This is a genomic window from Mannheimia haemolytica, assembly GCF_004342115.1.
Taxonomy (GTDB): Bacteria; Pseudomonadota; Gammaproteobacteria; order Enterobacterales; family Pasteurellaceae; genus Mannheimia; species Mannheimia haemolytica.
In genome coordinates this window covers 58,468-76,970 of the sequence record NZ_SMAC01000010.1, presented here as the reverse complement: position 1 = coordinate 76,970, position 18,503 = coordinate 58,468, and the positions used below count along the sequence as shown (strand labels likewise).

Sequence of the window (18,503 nt, the reverse complement as noted above, 5' to 3'; positions counted from 1 at the left end):
CTCTATATGTTACCAACGGATTTAGAGACAAAATTACATATTAACAACCTCAATTTTTATTATGGCGATTTCCACGCTCTGAAAAATATCAATATGCGTATTGCCAAAAATAAAGTGACCGCATTTATCGGTCCTTCCGGTTGTGGAAAATCAACATTACTGCGAACCCTAAACCGAATGTTTGAGCTCTACCCGAATCAACGTGCAACGGGGGAAATCAATCTTGATGGAGAGAATCTACTCACCTCCGATACGGATATTTCGATTATTCGAGCCAAAGTCGGTATGGTTTTCCAAAAACCGACCCCATTCCCGATGTCCATTTACGATAATGTTGCTTTTGGTATTCGTCTGTTTGAAAAATTGCCGAAATCCGAGCTAAACGATCGTGTAGAGTGGGCATTAACCAAAGCGGCTTTATGGAATGAGGTAAAGCATAAATTAAACCAAAATGGTGACAGTCTCTCCGGCGGGCAACAGCAACGGCTCTGTATTGCACGAGGTATTGCAGTGAAACCCGAGGTGTTACTGCTGGATGAGCCCTGCTCCGCACTTGACCCGATTTCGACTATGAAAATCGAAGAACTTATCAACGAACTCAAGCACGACTACACGGTAGCGATAGTTACCCACAATATGCAGCAAGCAGCCCGCTGTTCTGACTATACCGCTTATATGTATCTAGGCGAGCTGATTGAATTCGGTGATACCAAACAAATTTTCGACAAACCAAAATTCCGGCAGACGGAAGATTACATTAAAGGTAAAATGGGGTAATCTGCAAGCGGTCGGTTTTAGTAAAAAATTTGCAAATTTCTGCGATAAATCGACCGCTTGTCACACCGCATCGGAGAGGAAGAATGAATAACAAAATTCTGATCGTTGAAGACGAACGTGCTATTCGTGAAATGCTAAGTCTCTATCTCAGCAAACAATATCAGGTAATTGAAGCGGAAGACTACCAAAGTGCTATCAATAAACTGGGCGAAAAACCCGAGCTTATTTTACTGGATTGGATGATGCCGGGGCGTTCGGGTATCCATTTAATTAAATACCTAAAAAAACAGCCTGAAACCGAAAAAATTCCAATCATTATGCTAACAGCCCGCAGTAGCGAAGAAGACTGTATTACCGGTCTGAATGCCGGTGCAGACGACTACATTACCAAACCGTTTTCACCACAGGTGTTGCTTGCCCGGATTGAAGCAGTATGGCGGCGAAGCTATGATCCGCCAAGCAATCTCATCAATATAGACGGATTGATTCTTGATCAACAGGCACAACGGGTTTTGGTTGCCGAACAGGAAGTGAAATTAAGCGGCACGGAATATAAACTGCTTCACTTTTTAATTACTCACCCTGAAAAAGTGTATCGTCGTGAACAGTTGCTTGATTTTATTTGGGGTAATGATATTTATGTTGAGGATCGCACGGTAGACTCTTATATTCGGCGATTGCGTAAGAGTCTTGAACCCTATGGTTTTGAGCGTTATATTCAAACCGTACGTGGCTCGGGATACCGTTTTTCCAACCATTTTCAGGACTAATAATGAAAGTTAAGCTCTCACTTAAACACTTTTTATTGGAACTTTTGCTGGCAGCAGCCGTTGCCGGCGTATTCAATCTGTTTTTCCCTGCTTATTTTTTCTGGTTTAGTTTTTGTTTACTGGTTCTACTTATTTGGCATCACCACACCGAATCTTCTCTCCTTCAGTTACTCAGACCTAATGAGCAAAGCGGCAGGTCAAAAGTAACGACAATGGAGCATTTATCTCAAAGTGCCGCATTCTATCACGAACGTTTACGCCAAGATAAAATCAAAACCTTACGTCTGTTATCAAAATTAAATAAGCATATTCAATACTTACCCGATGCGATCATTATTTGCCAAGAAAACGGGGAGATTTCTTGGTGCAATAATGTTGCACAAGAGCTATTTGAGTTTTATTGGGACAAAAAATCAAATAAAAGCATTTTTAATGTGATTTTTTATCCTGAATTTAAAAGCTATTTCCGCCAACAACGACACCATCGCCCATTGGTACTGCTGACTCATAATAAACGCTATATTGAATTGAATCTCAATCGATATGACAGTAACTCCAGACTTATTGTCGCACGAGATGTAACCTCTTTTGTCCGCCTTATGCACTCACGACAAACCTTTTTGGCAAATATGAACCACGAACTGCGAACGCCTCTTACCATATTACAAGGTTATTTGGAAATGCTGGAAAACGAGCCGCATAATATGGCATTACAGCAAAAAGCGCTCAATGCGATGAAAGAGCAAAGTCAACGTATGACTAACCTGCTTCGCCAACTCTCACTTTTGGTTAAAATCGAGCATTCCAATGATTCCGAACACAATGAGGTCCAGATGTCGGCGTTAATCTCCGCCATACAAAAAAATACCGAGATTTTAAGCCAAAATCAGCAAATACTGTTTGATATTGAGCCTAATTTAACGGTATGGGGAGATCAAGAGCAACTCCAAAGCGCTGTATCAAATTTAATTTACAATGCAATACGGCACGCCGGTGAAGGAGTTACCATTCAAATATGTTGTCAACGTGATAATCAAGAGCCGAATACTGCGATTTTCAGCGTGCAAGATGACGGTATTGGTATCGATGCCCATCATATTACCCATCTGACAGAACGTTTCTATCGTGTGGACGAATCTCGTAGCAACAAAACCGGCGGTAGCGGTTTAGGTCTGGCTATTGTCAAACACGCTCTTGAACAGCACCATTCCACACTGGAAATTGAAAGTGAAGCCGGTAAAGGAAGCAGATTTAGTTTTAAACTACCTCTAATAAAAAAATAGCGATGCAATCAAACTATTTTCACAAGGCTTTTCACAAACTAATCCCCATTTTACACTGAAGTTTTGAATTTCTTTATAACTGAGGTGCAAGATCAAAATAATAGGCGATTTTTTATAAAAATCACGCTATACTAGACAAGTTTTATTTCTTGTTATTGAGAGGCGGCTATCAAAAATGTTTTACTTAAAAGCCTTTTTGCTAGTCGCAATTTAGAGAAATAAAACGACAATAATAGTAAATTCTTTAAAAGGAAAATTTCAATGACTCCAATTGTAAAACAGTTTAAATACGGTCAGCACACCGTGACCTTAGAAACCGGTGCTATCGCACGCCAAGCAACGGCAGCAGTAATGGCAAGTATGGACGACACAACCGTATTTGTTACCGTAGTAGCGAAAAAAGACGTAAAAGAAGGGCAAGATTTCTTCCCATTAACCGTAGATTATCAAGAGCGTACTTACGCAGCCGGTCGTATTCCGGGCGGTTTCTTCAAACGTGAAGGACGTCCTAGCGAAGGTGAAACCTTAATCGCTCGCTTGATCGACCGTCCTGTGCGTCCACTTTTCCCAGAAGGTTTCTTTAACGAAATTCAAGTGATTGCGACCGTAGTATCGGTAAACCCACAAATCAGTCCTGATCTGGTTGCGATGATCGGTGCATCGGCTGCCCTTTCATTATCCGGCGTGCCGTTTAACGGTCCAATCGGTGCGGCTCGTGTCGGTTTTATCAACGATCAATTCGTATTAAACCCAACCACCAGCGAGCAAAAAATCAGCCGCTTAGATTTAGTGGTTGCAGGTACAGACAAAGCCGTGTTGATGGTGGAATCTGAAGCGGATATCTTAACCGAAGAGCAAATGTTAGCGGCGGTGGTGTTCGGCCACGAGCAACAACAGGTTGTAATCGAAAACCTCAAAGAATTTGTTAAAGAAGCGGGCAAACCACGTTGGGATTGGGTTGCACCAGAGCCAAATACAGATTTAATCAACAAAGTAAAAGCATTAGCAGAAACACGCCTTGGCGATGCTTATCGTATCGTAGAAAAACAAGTTCGTTACGAGCAAATCGATGCGATTAAAGCAGAGGTGATTGCACAACTTACCGCAGAAGATGAAACTGTTTCTGAAGGGACTATCATCGACATCATCACCGCATTAGAGAGCCAAATCGTGCGTAGCCGTATTATTGCAGGCGAACCACGCATTGACGGCCGTACGGTGGATACCGTGCGTGCATTGGATATTTGCACCAGTGTGTTACCACGCACCCACGGTTCTGCTCTTTTCACCCGTGGCGAAACCCAAGCATTAGCAGTAGCAACATTGGGCACAGAGCGTGATGCCCAAATCATTGACGAATTGACCGGCGAAAAATCTGACCGTTTCTTATTCCACTACAATTTCCCTCCATACTCTGTGGGCGAAACCGGTCGTATCGGCTCGCCAAAACGCCGTGAAATCGGTCACGGTCGTTTAGCAAAACGTGGCGTATTAGCCGTGATGCCAACCGCTGAAGAGTTCCCGTATGTAGTGCGTGTGGTGTCTGAAATCACTGAATCTAACGGTTCTTCTTCAATGGCATCTGTGTGTGGTGCGTCTCTTGCGTTGATGGACGCAGGTGTGCCAATCAAAGCAGCGGTTGCCGGTATCGCAATGGGGCTCGTGAAAGAAGACGAGAAATTCGTGGTACTTTCTGACATCTTAGGTGATGAAGACCACTTAGGCGATATGGACTTTAAAGTAGCGGGAACCCGTACCGGTGTGACTGCGCTGCAAATGGACATCAAAATCGAAGGGATCACCCCTGAAATTATGCGTATTGCCTTAAACCAAGCTAAAGGTGCAAGAATGCACATTTTAGGTGTAATGGAACAAGCCATTCCGGCACCTCGTGCAGATATTTCTGACTATGCCCCACGCATTCACACAATGAAGATCGATCCGAAGAAAATCAAAGATGTGATTGGTAAAGGCGGTGCAACAATTCGTGCTTTAACCGAAGAGACCAATACTTCTATCGACATTGATGATGACGGTACGGTGAAAATTGCGGCAACTGACGGCAATGCAGCGAAAGCAGTAATGGCTCGTATTGAAGAGATCGTTGCCGAAGTGGAAGTAAACCAAATCTACAACGGTAAAGTAACCCGTGTGGTGGACTTCGGTGCATTCGTTTCCATCTTAGGTGGCAAAGAAGGTTTAGTCCACATTTCACAAATCACCAACGAACGTGTTGAGCGTGTAGCGGACTACTTAACCGTTGGTCAAGAAGTACAAGTGAAAGTGGTAGAAATTGACCGTCAAGGACGCATTCGTCTGACGATGAAAGACATCAATAATACCAACGAGGCAAATGCAGAAGAAACTGTAGCTGAAAATGTGGTAGAAACAGAACAAGAAAATAATTTCTAGTTCAATAATAAAGGCGAATAACGGACTTTGAGTGTCCGTTATTCAGTTTTTAATTTTCCTTAATTGAGGGATATGCTGTAATGGTACAACTTTTTAAGTTGTTTCGAATCCGTTTCTTATTACTGAATTTAATTTCTGTTTTAATGCTAAGCGGCTGTACCAGTCGGTATGCCGATTTGGTTTCAATTAAAAACTTAGCATTGGCAGAACTTAATCCTCAACTTCGCTTTGAACAAGAGGCAATGGTGGTAAGGCTCAGCCAAGTATTGGAAGAAGCCCCATTAACGCCCTCTGAGCAAGCAGACCTCTATTTTGAAAGAGGCGTTATTTACGACAGTTTAGGTTTATGGTCGTTAGCCCGTTATGATTTTGCTCAAGCCATTTCGCTCAATCAACGTATGGCGGCAGCTTATAACTATATGGGGCTGTATCTGCTGCTGGAAGGCGATTACGACAGTTCGATTGATGCGTTTAATGCCGTATTGGAATTAGATCGGGAATATAGCTACACCTATCTCAATCGAGGTTTGGCTTTCTATTATAGCGGCAGATATTCTGAAGCCCAGCGTGATCTTCTCCATTTTTATGAAGAAGATAAGAAAGATCCTTATCGAGCATTATGGCTCTATTTTAATGAGCTGGAATTTACACCCACAGAAGCTAAAAATAATTTACAAAAGCGAGCTAATAATCTTTCTTCGGATTACTGGGGAACAAATATCGTAAATTATTTTTTAGGGAAGCTCAATTTAGCTCAAGTTCGTGCTATAATGGAACGTGACGCTAAGGAAAATAGCTCACAATATGCAGAAATACTGACAGAAACGTATTTCTACTTAGCAAAACAACAACTCAAATTAGATCATAAAGATGAGGCAATCAGCCTCTTTCGTCTTGCTCTTGCAAATCAAGTGTTTAACTTCGTTGAGTATCGTTTTGCCCTGTTTGAGTTATCACAAATTCGTGGTATGACTCAAACGACTCCCGTTGTTGATAAAGAATAGGGAAAGATTAGGACAATACAAGCGGTTAATTTCGCAAAAAATTTTGTAAATTTAACCGCTTATACTCAGGGGATTTTTAAAGCATCACTTGCTTTGTTATTTCATTTCTTCCTAAATTTCAACAATATAATTTTCGTTAATGGCTGTGCAGAAAAATAGTCGATATTTTCTGCTTTGTTCCGTTCCAAACAAATGGTTTTTTATGACAACTGAATCTTTAACTTTCGCCGATTTAGGCTTACCTCAACCAATCCTTGATGCTGTAAATGAAATGGGCTTTGTAAACCCATCACCCATTCAACAAGAATGTATTCCTCATTTATTAGCCGGTCGTGATGTGCTTGGTATGGCACAAACCGGGAGCGGTAAAACCGCCGCATTCTCGCTGCCGCTGTTGGCACAAATTGACCCAACACAACGCCACCCGCAAATGTTGGTGATGGCACCCACCCGTGAGCTTGCGATTCAAGTAGCCGATGCTTGTGAGCAGTTTGCAAAAAATATGAAAGGCATTCGTGTAGTGACGGTTTATGGTGGACAACGTTACGACATTCAATTACGTGCTTTAAAACAAGGCTCACAAGTAGTAGTGGGTACACCTGGGCGTATTCTTGACCATATCCGCCGTGGCACATTAGATTTATCCGAATTAAAATTCATCGTGTTAGATGAAGCCGATGAAATGCTGCGTATGGGCTTTATTGACGATGTTGAAACGGTAATGGCTGAATTACCGGAAACACATCAAACTGCTCTCTTCTCTGCCACCATGCCGGAGCCGATTCGCCGTATTACCCGTCGTTTTATGAAAGATCCGCAAGAGGTAAAAATTAAGGCAACCGAGCGTTCAGCCCCGGATATTGAACAAAGCTACTGGCTGGTAAACGGCTTCCGTAAAAACGATGCGTTATTGCGTTTCTTAGAAGTAGAAGAATTTGATGCTGCTATCATCTTTACCCGCACCAAAACCGGTACTATTGATATTACCGAATTGTGTGAACGCAACGGCTACCGTACTGCGGCATTAAACGGCGATATGACCCAGCAAGCCCGTGAGCAAACCTTAGATAAATTACGCTCCGGTCGTTTAGATATTTTAGTCGCCACCGATGTTGCTGCCCGTGGTATTGATATTGAGCGAATCAGCTTGGTTATTAACTACGATATTCCGTTAGAAGAAGAATCTTATGTTCACCGCATCGGACGTACCGGTCGTGCCGGTCGTTCAGGTCGTGCCTTACTGTTTGTTGAGCCTCGTGAACGCCGCTTATTACGCAATATCGAAAATTTAATCAAAAAACCAATTAATGAAGTGGCGATTCCAAACCACGAAATTTTAATGGAAAAACGCCGTGAGAAATTCAAAGCCCGCATTTCTAAGCAGTTAGAACATCACGATTTAGAAAAATATCGTGAATTGTTGGAAGATTTATTTACTGCGGATCAAGACCACGAAGAATTAGCAGCGGCGATGATGATGTTACTGCAAGAAAAACAAAAACTGATTCTGCCACCGGATCCGGTTGTGCGTGCTGCCCGTTCTGAACGTGGACGTGACCGCAATGAGCGAAACGATCGTCGTAACGGTCGTGAACACCGCGAAAACAATGGTGTGGCAATGGATTTATACCGCATTGAATTGGGGCGTGAAGACGGTGTGGAAGTTCGTCATATTGTTGGAGCGATTGCCAACGAGGGGGATATCAGCAGCCGTTACATCGGGCATATCAAACTTTATGATAAATACTCAACCATTGAGTTGCCGCAAGGAATGCCAAATCATCTCGTACAACATTTCGCTCACAAAGCACGTGTATTAAGCAAACCAATGCAGATGACATTACTTGGCTCAAACAGTGCAAGTAATGCAAATCCATTTGAAGGTCGTGGTCGCCGTGGTAACGATCGTAATGATCGTGGTGGTCGCCGAGACGGTGGTTTCAATAAAGACCGCAAAGGTGGCTTTAAAGAAAAACGTTTCAGTGAAAAACGTGGTCGTCGTGACTAAACGACACTAAGCGAAGTAAGCGATGCCCCACCCTCGTGGGGCATTTTACAAGCGGTCAAAAAAACTCAATTTTTTGCAACTATGTTTATCAAACCAAATCAAACTTCTTGTCCACTTCAGATCTCCGAGCAAGACATCGCCTTTATGCAATACGCCCTTGATCTCGCTGATTTAGCCGAAGCAAAAGGCGAAATCCCGGTTGGGGCAGTACTGGTTGATAAAAACCAACAGATTATCGGCAGAGGCTGGAACCAAACCATTCAACTCTGTGATCCATCTGCACACGCTGAAATGCAGGCAATTCGTCAAGCAGGACAAACTTTAGGGAATTACCGTCTGTTAGATTGTACCCTTTATGTTACGCTCGAGCCTTGCCCAATGTGTGCCGGTGCAATTTTACATAGTCGGATTAAGCGATTGGTTTTTGGGGCAAGTGATTATAAAACAGGTGCGGTAGGTTCACGCTATCATCTGTTTGAAGATTATAAAATGAACCATTTCTTAGAAGTGCAGGGCAATGTATTGGGCAGAGAATGTAGCCAAAAGATCAGTGATTTTTTTAAGCAACGTCGTTTGCAGAAGAAAGGCGACGCTTTGATAAAATAAAAGCATAGATAGGCTTTGCTACTATGCTTTTATTCGATTATTGACCAACTGAAGCTAAAATTCGATCGGCAAATTTTCCGATACTGATACCAAAGTTATTCGATTTATTCCAATCCATTAAAGTACGGAAATTATTAGAAACTAAAAACGCTCTTCCCGCTTCTTTATCCGGACGAATCAACCAAACCTCTTTGCCGTGTAATTGAGCTAATTTTGCCGATTCTTGTCCATTCGGATAAGCTAAATAAATACCTAAGGCTTGCCATTCCGCCAATGTTTTCGCTTTGTTGGTTTCAAGACCGGCGAAACTTAAATCCATCGGTGAAGCTAATTTAACCTCAACACCCCAAGGTAGTTGATTATCCCAACCTACTGTTGAAAGATAATTGGCAATCGAGGCAAATGCATCGGCTTCATTCTCCCAAATATCTTTTTTACCGTCATTATTGCCATCAGCTGCATAGGTTAAGTAAGAAGTTGGCATAAATTGAGTTTGTCCCATCGCTCCTGCCCAAGATCCAAGCAATTCATAGCGTTTAATTGTGCCGTCATCGAGCATTTTCATCGCATTCACAAATTCTTGCGTAAATAACTTCTCACGGCGACCATCAAAGGCGAGGGTTGCCAACACCGAAAGTACATCAAAATCCCCTTGGTTACGCCCAAAGCTGCTCTCCATTCCCCAAAGTGCCAAAATATACTCTTTTTGTACCCCATATTTTTGGCTGGCATGGGTAAGCTGGCTATTATATTCATACCAACGTTCACTTGCCTGATCCACCTTCGCTTGAGTTAATACTTTGTTTAAATAATGGGTCACACCACTTGGATTTGGTGGCGGAGGCGGTACATTCGGGTCACGTCTTCGTGCAGCTTGCTGTTGATCTAACTGCACCGCTCTGGCGTTGTAATGAATGAATTTCTGAGCATTTAAGGTTTTTGCAGACACTCCTGCCCCTGCTGCCTTCTGTTTCAGAAAATGCACATAATCATTAAAATGACTGACCGAGCGAGATTTACTGTATTTAGCATCTAAGTTTAAGCCGGCATAACTTTCTTGATTATCACTTGAACAACCGGCTAAGGCTAAAGTGATAATCGCTAAAGGTAAGGTAAAAATTGTCGATTTCATTCTTATTCCGTTAAGTTAATCATTCGGTTAGGACGAATCACAGTATCATTGGTGATTTCTGCCACACCGAGAAATTGTTCATCTTCTGAATATAAACGTACCAAACCATAAAGTTGGTTCAGATTATCAAATCTAATTCTCTGACCAAAACCCACCGCTTTAGTTTGCTCTGAACTTAAATTTATTTTTGCTAATGCAGAAACTGCCGTATCCATCGGCAATAAGTGCTGGTCTAACTCTGCAAGCGGTTGATTTTCGGCTAAATTTTGCAAATCTGCATAGCTCATCATTTTTTCAATCGGATAATCTGCCACTGCTGTACGGCGTAGCATCGTAACGTGTGCACCACAGCCCAACTCTTCGCCTAAATCATCGACCAAAGTTCGGATATAAGTACCTTTAGAACAATGCACCTCAAGGGTTAAAAATGGAGCCTTGTATTCAATGAAATTTAGTTCAAAAATCGTAATCGGGCGAGCCTCACGCTCCACCGTAATCCCTGCTCGGGCATATTCATACAAGGGTTTGCCGTTGTGTTTTAAGGCCGAAAACATTGTCGGCACTTGCAAAATATCACCTCTAAATTTCTCCAAAGCAGCCAAAATTTGAGATTTTGTCACTGCAACTGCTTTGGTTTCCACCACTTGCCCTTCCGCATCTGAAGTATCGGTTCGCTCGCCTAATTTTGCGGTGACGAGATAACGTTTATCCGAATCCAACAAAAATTGCGAAAATTTGGTCGCTTCACCTAAACAGATCGGCAGCATTCCGGTTGCGAGAGGGTCTAACGCCCCGGTATGTCCGGCTTTATTTGCTTGGAAAATTCGCTTTACCTTTTGCAGAATATCGTTTGAAGACATTCCTTGTGGTTTATCTAATAAGAAAACGCCGTGAATATCACGGCCACGTTTGCGAGGTCTAGACACAATTAGTCCTCTTTATGTTTTTCTTCGTCATTTTTGATTACACTAGACACAAGATTAGACATACGCATACCTTCGACTAGCGATTCATCGTAGATAAAACGCAGTTCAGGCACAATACGCAAACGCATTGCTTTACCTAAAAGGGTTCGAATATAGGGGCTTGCTTTCTCCAAGCCTTGCATACCTTGCTTAATAGCTTCAGCATCGTTATCAAATAAGAAAGTCACAAAAATTTTGGCATACGCCAAATCTCTTGATACTTCCACATCAGAAACAGTCACCATACCAATGCGAGGATCTTTTACCTCACGTTGTAAAATCACCGCCACTTCTTTTTGTAGCTCCTGTGCCACACGGTCACTACGTTTAAATTCTCTGGACATATTTTTCTCTTTTATAGGGGCGTGATGCTTCACGCCCTAAAAAATACAAAGGGCGTATGCAATACGCCCCTACACAAAATTAGGCTAAATAGTACGTTTTACTTCAACCACTTCAAACACTTCGATTTGGTCGCCAACTTTTACGTCGTTGTAGTTTTTAACGCCGATACCACATTCCATACCGTTACGCACCTCAGATACGTCATCTTTGAAACGGCGGAGAGATTCTAACTCGCCTTCAAAAATTACTACGTTATCACGCAGAACACGGATTGGGTTGTTACGTTTAACGATACCTTCTGTCACCATACAACCGGCAATCGCCCCAAATTTCGGGTGGCGGAACACATCGCGCACTTCTGCCAAGCCGATAATTTCTTGTTTGAATTCAGGCTGTAACATACCGCTCATTGCTGCTTTCACGTCATTTAATAGCTCATAAATGATGGAGTAGTAACGTAAATCGATATTTTCGTTTTCAATCACACGGCGGGCAGAGGCATCGGCACGCACGTTAAAGCCGACCATAATAGCATTAGAAGCTGCGGCTAAGGTTGCATCAGTTTCGGTAATACCACCTACACCTGAACCAACAATTTTCACTTTCACCTCATCGGTTGAAAGTTCCATTAAGGATTGGCTGATCGCTTCTACCGAGCCTTGTACGTCTGCTTTAACAATGATGTTCAATTCTGCCACATCACCTGCTGCCATATTACTGAACATATTTTCCAGTTTAGCTTTTTGCTGACGAGCCAGTTTTACTTCACGGAATTTACCTTGGCGATAAAGAGCCACTTCTCGGGCTTTCTTCTCATCACGCACGACGGTTGCCTCATCACCGGCAGCAGGCACGCCTGATAAGCCTAATACTTCTACCGGAATAGACGGACCTGCTGATTCAACATCTTTACCGTTTTCATCACGCATTGCACGCACACGTCCGTATTCAAAACCACATAGAACAATGTCGCCTTTGTTTAGCGTACCGGATTGAACCAAGATAGTTGCCACAGGGCCACGACCTTTATCTAAGTAAGATTCGATTACCACGCCGCTTGCCATACCGTCTTTTACTGCGGTTAATTCAAGCACTTCGGATTGCAGAATAATGGCTTCTAGTAAATCATCGATCCCCATACCTTTTTTCGCAGATACCGGCACGAATTGCACATCGCCACCGAATTTCTCAGAAATAACCTCGTGTTGTAGTAACTCTTGTTCTACACGGTCAGGGTTCGCTTCCGGTTTATCAATTTTATTCACCGCTACCACTAATGGCGCACCCGCTGCTTTGGCGTGCTGGATAGCTTCAATAGTTTGTGGCATTACACCGTCATCAGCCGCAACGACGAGAACAACGATGTCAGTTGCTTTCGCACCACGCGCACGCATTGAGGTAAAGGCTGCATGCCCCGGGGTATCTAAGAAAGTGATCATCTTGCCGTCATCGGTTTCAACGTGGTATGCACCAATGTGCTGGGTAATACCACCTGCTTCACCTGCCGCCACTTTGGCTTTACGAATGTAGTCAAGTAACGAGGTTTTACCGTGGTCAACGTGGCCCATAATAGTCACTACCGGTGCACGGGTTACTTTTTCTGCGTGAGTATCACGATCTTCTAAAACCGCTTCTTCTAACTCATTTTCTTTACGCAAAATCACTTTATGCCCAAGTTCTTCCGCCACTAATTGTGCGGTTTCTTGGTCGATAACTTGGTTGATCGTCACCATTTCACCCATTTTCATCATCATTTTGATGATTTCAGTCGCTTTCACTGCCATTTTATTAGCCAATTCAGCCACAGTGATAGTTTCACCAATCACCACATCAGCTTTAACAACTTGAGCTGGTTTGGTAAAGGCTTGTTGTAAAGCTGCACCTTTCTTACCTTGTTTACCTTTGCCTTTTACTTCTTTATGGTTGCGACGATCTGCACTGCGTTCGTTTTTATCCTCTTCACGTCCGCCTTTTTTCGCTTTAGCCACATTGCCTTTGCCGTTACGACCACGATTTCCCTCACTACGGCGGTCATTATCACGCTCAGCCTCTCTAGCATAAGAAGAAGTAAAACGCTCATCATCAAAATCTTCGTTGCCGTTATCTTCCGCTTCTTCACGAGCAATTTCTGCTAAACGGCGGGCATTTTCTGCAGCACGTTTTGCTTCCATTTCCGCTTTTTGCTGAGCTAATTCCTCTTGCTTACGGCGTAACTCAGCTTCTTCTTTGCGTTTAGCTTCTTTTTCAGGATCAACCGCTTTCTCTTGTTTTGGCTGTACCTGTTGTGCTTTCGGTTTTTCTTCTTTTGCTTTGCTGCTTGGCATTACCGGCACAGAAATCGGTTTACTAGCGGTCGATTCTGCTGCTTTTTTTGCAGCTTTCTCTTTAGCTTCAGCTTCGGCTTTTTCTTTGGCTAACTTTTCAGCTGCTTCTTTTTCAGCTCTAGCTTTCGCTGCGGCAGCTTCTTTTGCTGCTTTTTCTTGCAATGCTTTTGCATCAATTTTCGGTTTTTTCTCTTTTACTTCAACCGCTTTTACTTTACCACTGGTTGTGGTTGTATTCACTTTACTCGCTTTGCGAGCGCCACCAAGCGAAAGTGTTTTTTTCTCTTCTGTCATTTTATTATCCTCTTTGCTTAGTTGAACCAACAAATTTGGCGTGCTGCCATAATTAGCTCGCCAGCTTTCTCTTCTGAAAGTTCTTCAATATCGGCTAAATCATCAACACCTTGCTCTGCAAGTTCTTCAAGAGTCGTAATCTGTTTTTCAGCTAATTTGAATGCGATATGGCGATCCATACCTTCAAGCGTTAATAATTTTTCTTCAATTTGAGCTGATTTTAATAACTTCTCTTCTTCTAACGCTTTTTTCGTGATCGCATTTTTGGCACGAGATTGTAATTCTTCGACTAAATCTTCATCTTCTAAACCGTCAATCGCCGTTAAAGTATCAACCGGCACATAAGCAATCGCTTCAAGAGACGTAAAGCCCTCTTCAATTAAAACTTGAGCAAATTCTTCATCAATTTCTAAAGCAGAAGTTAATAAATTGATGACTTTACCATCTTCTTCTTCGCTCTTCTTCGTTAGCTCTTCAACGGTCATTACATTTAATGCCCAACCAGTTAATTGTGTCGCCAAACGCACGTTTTGACCGTTACGACCGATAGCTTGAGCCAGATTTTTCGCTTCAACCGCAATATCCATTGAGTGAGTTTCATCGTTAATCACAATAGAGCTTACATCTGCCGGAGCCATTGCATTAATCACAAATTGAGCCGGATTTTCGTCCCAAAGTACGATATCCACACGCTCGCCGCCTAATTCATTGCTGATAGCTTGAACACGAGCACCACGCATACCCACACAAGCCCCTACCGGGTCAATACGTTTATCGTGGGTTTTCACGGCAATTTTTGCACGAGAGCCGACATCACGGGCTGAACCTTTGATCTCAATTACGCCTTCGCCAATTTCAGGCACTTCCAATTTGAATAGCTCTTCTAACATCACCGGTTTAGCACGGGTAACGAAAAGCTGAGGTCCTTTTGATTCAGGCTTGATTTCGTATAACACACCACGCACACGGTCACCCGGGCGGAAGTTTTCACGTGGGATCATATCTTCACGCACAATGACCGCTTCGCCTTTGATATCTTCTGATTTACCTTGTAACTCAAGGAAAATATTATCACGGGTTACTTTTTTCACAGTGGCAAGAATAATTTTGCCTAAATCCGAACGGAATTCATCAATGATTTTCGTCTTCTCCGCTTCACGAATTTTGGTTTTGACTACCTGACCAAAAGTCTGAATCGCCACACGACCGAACTCGATAGACTCTACTTCATCTTCAATAAAATCGCCTAATTGTACGTTTGGATCTTCAAATTGTGCCGCTTCTAAGCTGATTTCACGGGTCATATTATTCACATTTTCAACCACAGCCCAACGACGGAAAGTTTGGAAATCACCGGTTTTACGATCTACCACCACACGCACGTCAATATCTAAATCACGGCTCTTTTTGGTTGCAATGGTTAAAGCGGTTTCTAAGGCTTCAAAAATTGCCTCTTTTGGTAATTGCTTTTCGTTTGAAACTGCTTCCGCAGCTAATAAAATCTCTTTACTCATTTTGTCAGTTTACCTTTATCTTAAAAATTAAAAACCGGAACTAAATTTGCTTTTTGAATATTGCCAAATGCGAACTGGCAATCTTCATTTTCTACCGTTAAAGTGATGAAATCACCTTCTACTTGTTTGATTTTACCTTGCCATTTACGGCGATCGAACATCGGAATGCGTAAATGAATCACTACATCTTGCCCGATAAAACGCTCATAGTGGGCAACGGTAAATAATGGACGATCTAACCCTGGTGAAGAAACCTCTAAGTTATATTTATCGGCAATCGGATCTTCCACATCAAAAATCGCACTCACTTGGCGGCTGACATCGCTACAATCATCAATCGTCACGCCACCTTCTTTATCAATATATAAACGCACCGTTAAAAAACGGCCTGCACGTTGGCATTCAATGCCGACTAATTCAAAGCCTAATGCTTCAATAGAATCGAGCACTAAATCTTCTAATTTTTGTTCTAAAGTTGCCAAGTCATAATCTCCAAATATAAAAAAAGCCGGATAAACCAGCTTTGATACGTTAATGCTGTACCAATTTCCGCAAAAAAGCCCCAGACGGGAAACCGTGGGGCTTTAAGCGGTTTGTTTTTTGCTGTAGCAACCACAACAAGCGGTCTTTTTTGCCAAATTTTTTGCAAATTTGCTACAGCATATAAAACAAAACTCACAACTTTAACCAAAGCTGTGAGCTTAAAACTGGTTGCGGGGGCCGGATTTGAACCAACGACCTTCGGGTTATGAGCCCGACGAGCTACCAAGCTGCTCCACCCCGCGTCTGATAGGGTGCATTATAGCGGTTCTACACAAAAACACAAGCATTTTTTAATATTTTCTTGTTAATTCCTCTTGATAGAACATTTTTAATCCATTTTTATCATTTATATCGCTATAGAGCATTTGATAATAGTAGTCATACGCCAGCACATTTTGTACATAGCCTCTGGTTTCATAAAACGGGATACTGGCAATAAATTCATCCATTGCTAACTGCCCGTTACTACGTTTCAGCCACTGCTCAACACGCCCTGCTCCTGCATTATAAGCAGAGGCAATCAGAATCCGATTATTCGGATATTTTTCGTTTAACTCCATTAAATGGGTTGTGCCTAACATAATATTGTTAAACGGTTGAAAGAGATCATTGCCATCTTTGAAGGTTAAACCGTTATCTTTAGCGGTTTTTTGTGCTGTTGTCGGTAACAGTTGCATTAGCCCTCTCGCATTAGCGTGCGATTGAGCCTGAGCATTCCACGCACTTTCTTGACGAGCAATCGCCTGAGCAAACGTTTTGCTGATTTTTTTATCTTGCAGATGTAAATCGAACCAATCCGAATAGGCATTTGGTAATCGCAAATCAAGATAATCAAAGGCTTTTATTTGAATCGTACCTTCCACCGCCAAATCATACCAATTTTTATCCTTAGCGTATTTTATCAGGGCTAATTGGATTTTCGTTGGTGTATTTTCACCCGCTTCCGCTTTAATGTTTTTTAGCCAGTCAATCCATACTCTTCTTGCCTGCTCAAACTGCCCTAGCTCTCGTAACTCTTGAATACGCGCTAATTGGTTTTCATACAATTCAAGCTGAGTCTGCGTCAATTCAGGTACCTCGAGCATTGGGATTTGGTAAATAATGCCTAATTGTTGAGCAGCCAACATAGCATAAAAGCCTCGCTCTTTAGCTAAGTTTTCAAAATCAGCTTTACGCTTCGCTTCATTTTTCTCCTCTTTCGCTGCCCAATAACGCCATTCTGTTTTACCTTTCGCCTCAGTTGAGAGTAAATCCAACCACTCATTTAACGCTGTTTGCTGCCAAATTGCCATTCGTAAACGGCGTTCGGTTAAATTGTCTGTATTGAGCAGTTTAATTTGCTCATCACGCCAAAGCTGGAATGTTGGTTCTGGATTATCAAAAAGCCGAGTGATAAAGGTATTTTTCCAGCTATTCATTTCCTCATTGGAAAATTGATACTTCTCCGCCCACGCTTGGTACTGCTGGAAACTTGGGTTCTCCATATTTTCCGATAAAGTTCGCACATATTTAGCAAAGAGTTGCTGAATAATCGCTTTATTCTCAGCATAAAACGGAGAATCAAGCGGTTGATTTTCGATAAAATTTTGCAAATCTGCCGGATTATTCGCTACTTTTTCAACGGAAGATAGCCAGATTTTCAAATTCTCATTGTTTACATTTACCGCTAAATTCGCCAATTCCGCATTTGCATTTTGTTTAATTAATTCGACCGCTTTCAAACGCACTTTTTCATCGGTTTTAAACCCCTGATCCCGCCAATAACTTTCTAAATTCGCACAATCAGAAGTTAATTTCGGCGTAGCAAGCCAAAAGCGATCAAACTCTTGCACCAAAGCAAGCAGTTCTGCATTTTCTGCTTTTTGCTCAGTTACTTGAGAAACTTCCGGATTGATTTGAGCTTTACTTGCTGCCAGTTCATAACGAGCAGAAAATAAACGGCATTGGTCGGCAAGACTACTCGGTTTTACATTTTGAGCATATTCCATTAACTCCGGAAATTTCTGTTCACGATAGAGCAGCTCAAACATCAAGTTCTGTAACTGCCTTTGATACAAAGAATCAGGATATTTTGAAATAAATGCTTTAACTTCACTTTCTGTAGCTTGTTTTAACGTTATTTTAGCATTTAGCAGCTTCCATTCAGCTTTCATCTCCAACGGATAACCCGCTAAGGTTAGTAATAAACGCTGAATTATCTGCTCCGTTGAAAGTGATAAATTCTTCTGACTAATCGCTGCATCTGCCAAATAATTAATTTGCTGAAAATTTTCTCTCTGTTTTAAACGCAAATTTTCTGCATACTGTAGCTCTTTTTGATAAATCGCTAACCAATCATTTTTTAATTGTTTTAATTCTGTTTCAGTATAACTTTTTGATGGTTCTTTCCCGGTTCCTACCGCAAAAGCATATTGGCTTGCTAAAAATACAGCAATCAACGTTTTCTTCCACATTAGTTTTTCTCCTTAATCGTGAGTTTTAGGCAGAAAAGTAGGAATGAAGTTTCAAATAAAATGAAGTTATTTA

The 18,503-nt window shown here is 42.0% G+C and carries 14 protein-coding genes and 1 tRNA gene; 7 read left to right on the top strand and 8 right to left on the bottom strand.

Translation table 11 applies throughout. The annotated features are described in order from the left end of the window. Positions 1–6: 6 nt before the first annotated feature. The 7 genes from pstB (at position 7) to tadA (ending at position 8,860) form a co-directional block, all read left to right on the top strand. Positions 7–777 carry a phosphate ABC transporter ATP-binding protein PstB gene (pstB, locus tag EDC41_RS13675; RefSeq protein ID WP_006248573.1) on the top strand — a complete coding sequence of 257 codons (771 nt, stop codon included), beginning with the start codon at positions 7–9 and terminating at the stop codon, positions 775–777. 83 nt (positions 778–860) lie between these two features. Next, on the top strand, positions 861–1,547 hold the full coding sequence (phoB, locus tag EDC41_RS05090; protein ID WP_006252315.1) for a phosphate regulon transcriptional regulator PhoB: 687 nt from the start codon (positions 861–863) through the stop codon (positions 1,545–1,547). Between the two features lie 2 nt (positions 1,548–1,549). Next, the gene (gene phoR, locus EDC41_RS05085) at positions 1,550–2,830 is read left to right on the top strand and encodes a phosphate regulon sensor histidine kinase PhoR (protein WP_006248571.1); all 1,281 of its coding nucleotides are present in this window, start codon (positions 1,550–1,552) and stop codon (positions 2,828–2,830) included. 261 nt (positions 2,831–3,091) lie between these two features. Then, positions 3,092–5,242, top strand: a complete 2,151-nt coding sequence (gene pnp / locus EDC41_RS05080) for a polyribonucleotide nucleotidyltransferase (RefSeq protein WP_006252316.1) — start codon at positions 3,092–3,094, stop codon at positions 5,240–5,242. 80 nt (positions 5,243–5,322) lie between these two features. Continuing rightward, complete coding sequence (gene nlpI / locus EDC41_RS05075) at positions 5,323–6,246, top strand: lipoprotein NlpI (protein WP_006248569.1); 924 nt, start codon at positions 5,323–5,325, stop codon at positions 6,244–6,246. 202 nt (positions 6,247–6,448) lie between these two features. Continuing rightward, a complete protein-coding gene (locus tag EDC41_RS05070; RefSeq protein WP_006252317.1) occupies positions 6,449–8,254 on the top strand; it encodes a DEAD/DEAH box helicase in 1,806 nt (601 codons plus the stop codon). A gap of 81 nt (positions 8,255–8,335) precedes the next feature. Next, positions 8,336–8,860 carry a tRNA adenosine(34) deaminase TadA gene (gene tadA / locus EDC41_RS05065; RefSeq protein WP_006252318.1) on the top strand — a complete coding sequence of 175 codons (525 nt, stop codon included), beginning with the start codon at positions 8,336–8,338 and terminating at the stop codon, positions 8,858–8,860. Positions 8,861–8,897: 37 nt separating this feature from the next. Here the strand turns inward: tadA and EDC41_RS05060 are convergent, their stop codons facing one another. The 8 genes from EDC41_RS05060 to EDC41_RS05025 form a co-directional block, all read right to left on the bottom strand. Beyond that, a complete protein-coding gene (locus tag EDC41_RS05060) occupies positions 8,898–9,992 on the bottom strand; it encodes a lytic murein transglycosylase (RefSeq protein WP_006252783.1) in 1,095 nt (364 codons plus the stop codon). A 2-nt stretch (positions 9,993–9,994) separates the two neighbouring features. After that, positions 9,995–10,918, bottom strand: coding sequence for a tRNA pseudouridine(55) synthase TruB (truB, locus tag EDC41_RS05055; RefSeq protein ID WP_006248566.1), 924 nt, complete (start codon positions 10,916–10,918; stop codon positions 9,995–9,997). Between the two features lie 2 nt (positions 10,919–10,920). Further along, positions 10,921–11,301 carry a 30S ribosome-binding factor RbfA gene (gene rbfA / locus EDC41_RS05050; protein WP_006248565.1) on the bottom strand — a complete coding sequence of 127 codons (381 nt, stop codon included), beginning with the start codon at positions 11,299–11,301 and terminating at the stop codon, positions 10,921–10,923. Positions 11,302–11,385: 84 nt separating this feature from the next. Next, a complete protein-coding gene (infB, locus tag EDC41_RS05045) occupies positions 11,386–13,920 on the bottom strand; it encodes a translation initiation factor IF-2 (RefSeq protein WP_006248564.1) in 2,535 nt (844 codons plus the stop codon). Between the two features lie 17 nt (positions 13,921–13,937). After that, positions 13,938–15,434, bottom strand: a complete 1,497-nt coding sequence (nusA, locus tag EDC41_RS05040; RefSeq protein WP_006248563.1) for a transcription termination factor NusA — start codon at positions 15,432–15,434, stop codon at positions 13,938–13,940. A 20-nt stretch (positions 15,435–15,454) separates the two neighbouring features. Continuing rightward, entirely contained in the window at positions 15,455–15,916 is a 462-nt protein-coding gene (rimP, locus tag EDC41_RS05035; RefSeq protein ID WP_006252322.1) for a ribosome maturation factor RimP, read from the bottom strand. Between the two features lie 226 nt (positions 15,917–16,142). After that, positions 16,143–16,219: transfer RNA gene (locus EDC41_RS05030), tRNA-Met, on the bottom strand. Positions 16,220–16,267: 48 nt separating this feature from the next. After that, the gene (locus EDC41_RS05025) at positions 16,268–18,430 is read right to left on the bottom strand and encodes a transglycosylase SLT domain-containing protein (RefSeq protein ID WP_006252785.1); all 2,163 of its coding nucleotides are present in this window, start codon (positions 18,428–18,430) and stop codon (positions 16,268–16,270) included. Positions 18,431–18,503: the final 73 nt, after the last annotated feature.

What these genes read in the sequence shown, in the direction of transcription:
- EDC41_RS05025 (WP_006252785.1), bottom strand. Translation starts at nt 18,430, where the DNA reads ATGTGGAAGAAAACGTTGATTGCTGTATTTTTAGCAAGCCAATATGCT.
- EDC41_RS05070 (WP_006252317.1), top strand. Translation starts at nt 6,449, where the DNA reads ATGACAACTGAATCTTTAACTTTCGCCGATTTAGGCTTACCTCAACCA.
- EDC41_RS05060 (WP_006252783.1), bottom strand. Translation starts at nt 9,992, where the DNA reads ATGAAATCGACAATTTTTACCTTACCTTTAGCGATTATCACTTTAGCC.
- nusA (WP_006248563.1), bottom strand. Translation starts at nt 15,434, where the DNA reads ATGAGTAAAGAGATTTTATTAGCTGCGGAAGCAGTTTCAAACGAAAAG.
- pstB (WP_006248573.1), top strand. Translation starts at nt 7, where the DNA reads ATGTTACCAACGGATTTAGAGACAAAATTACATATTAACAACCTCAAT.
- nlpI (WP_006248569.1), top strand. Translation starts at nt 5,323, where the DNA reads ATGGTACAACTTTTTAAGTTGTTTCGAATCCGTTTCTTATTACTGAAT.
- rbfA (WP_006248565.1), bottom strand. Translation starts at nt 11,301, where the DNA reads ATGTCCAGAGAATTTAAACGTAGTGACCGTGTGGCACAGGAGCTACAA.
- phoR (WP_006248571.1), top strand. Translation starts at nt 1,550, where the DNA reads ATGAAAGTTAAGCTCTCACTTAAACACTTTTTATTGGAACTTTTGCTG.
- infB (WP_006248564.1), bottom strand. Translation starts at nt 13,920, where the DNA reads ATGACAGAAGAGAAAAAAACACTTTCGCTTGGTGGCGCTCGCAAAGCG.
- pnp (WP_006252316.1), top strand. Translation starts at nt 3,092, where the DNA reads ATGACTCCAATTGTAAAACAGTTTAAATACGGTCAGCACACCGTGACC.
- tadA (WP_006252318.1), top strand. Translation starts at nt 8,336, where the DNA reads ATGTTTATCAAACCAAATCAAACTTCTTGTCCACTTCAGATCTCCGAG.
- phoB (WP_006252315.1), top strand. Translation starts at nt 861, where the DNA reads ATGAATAACAAAATTCTGATCGTTGAAGACGAACGTGCTATTCGTGAA.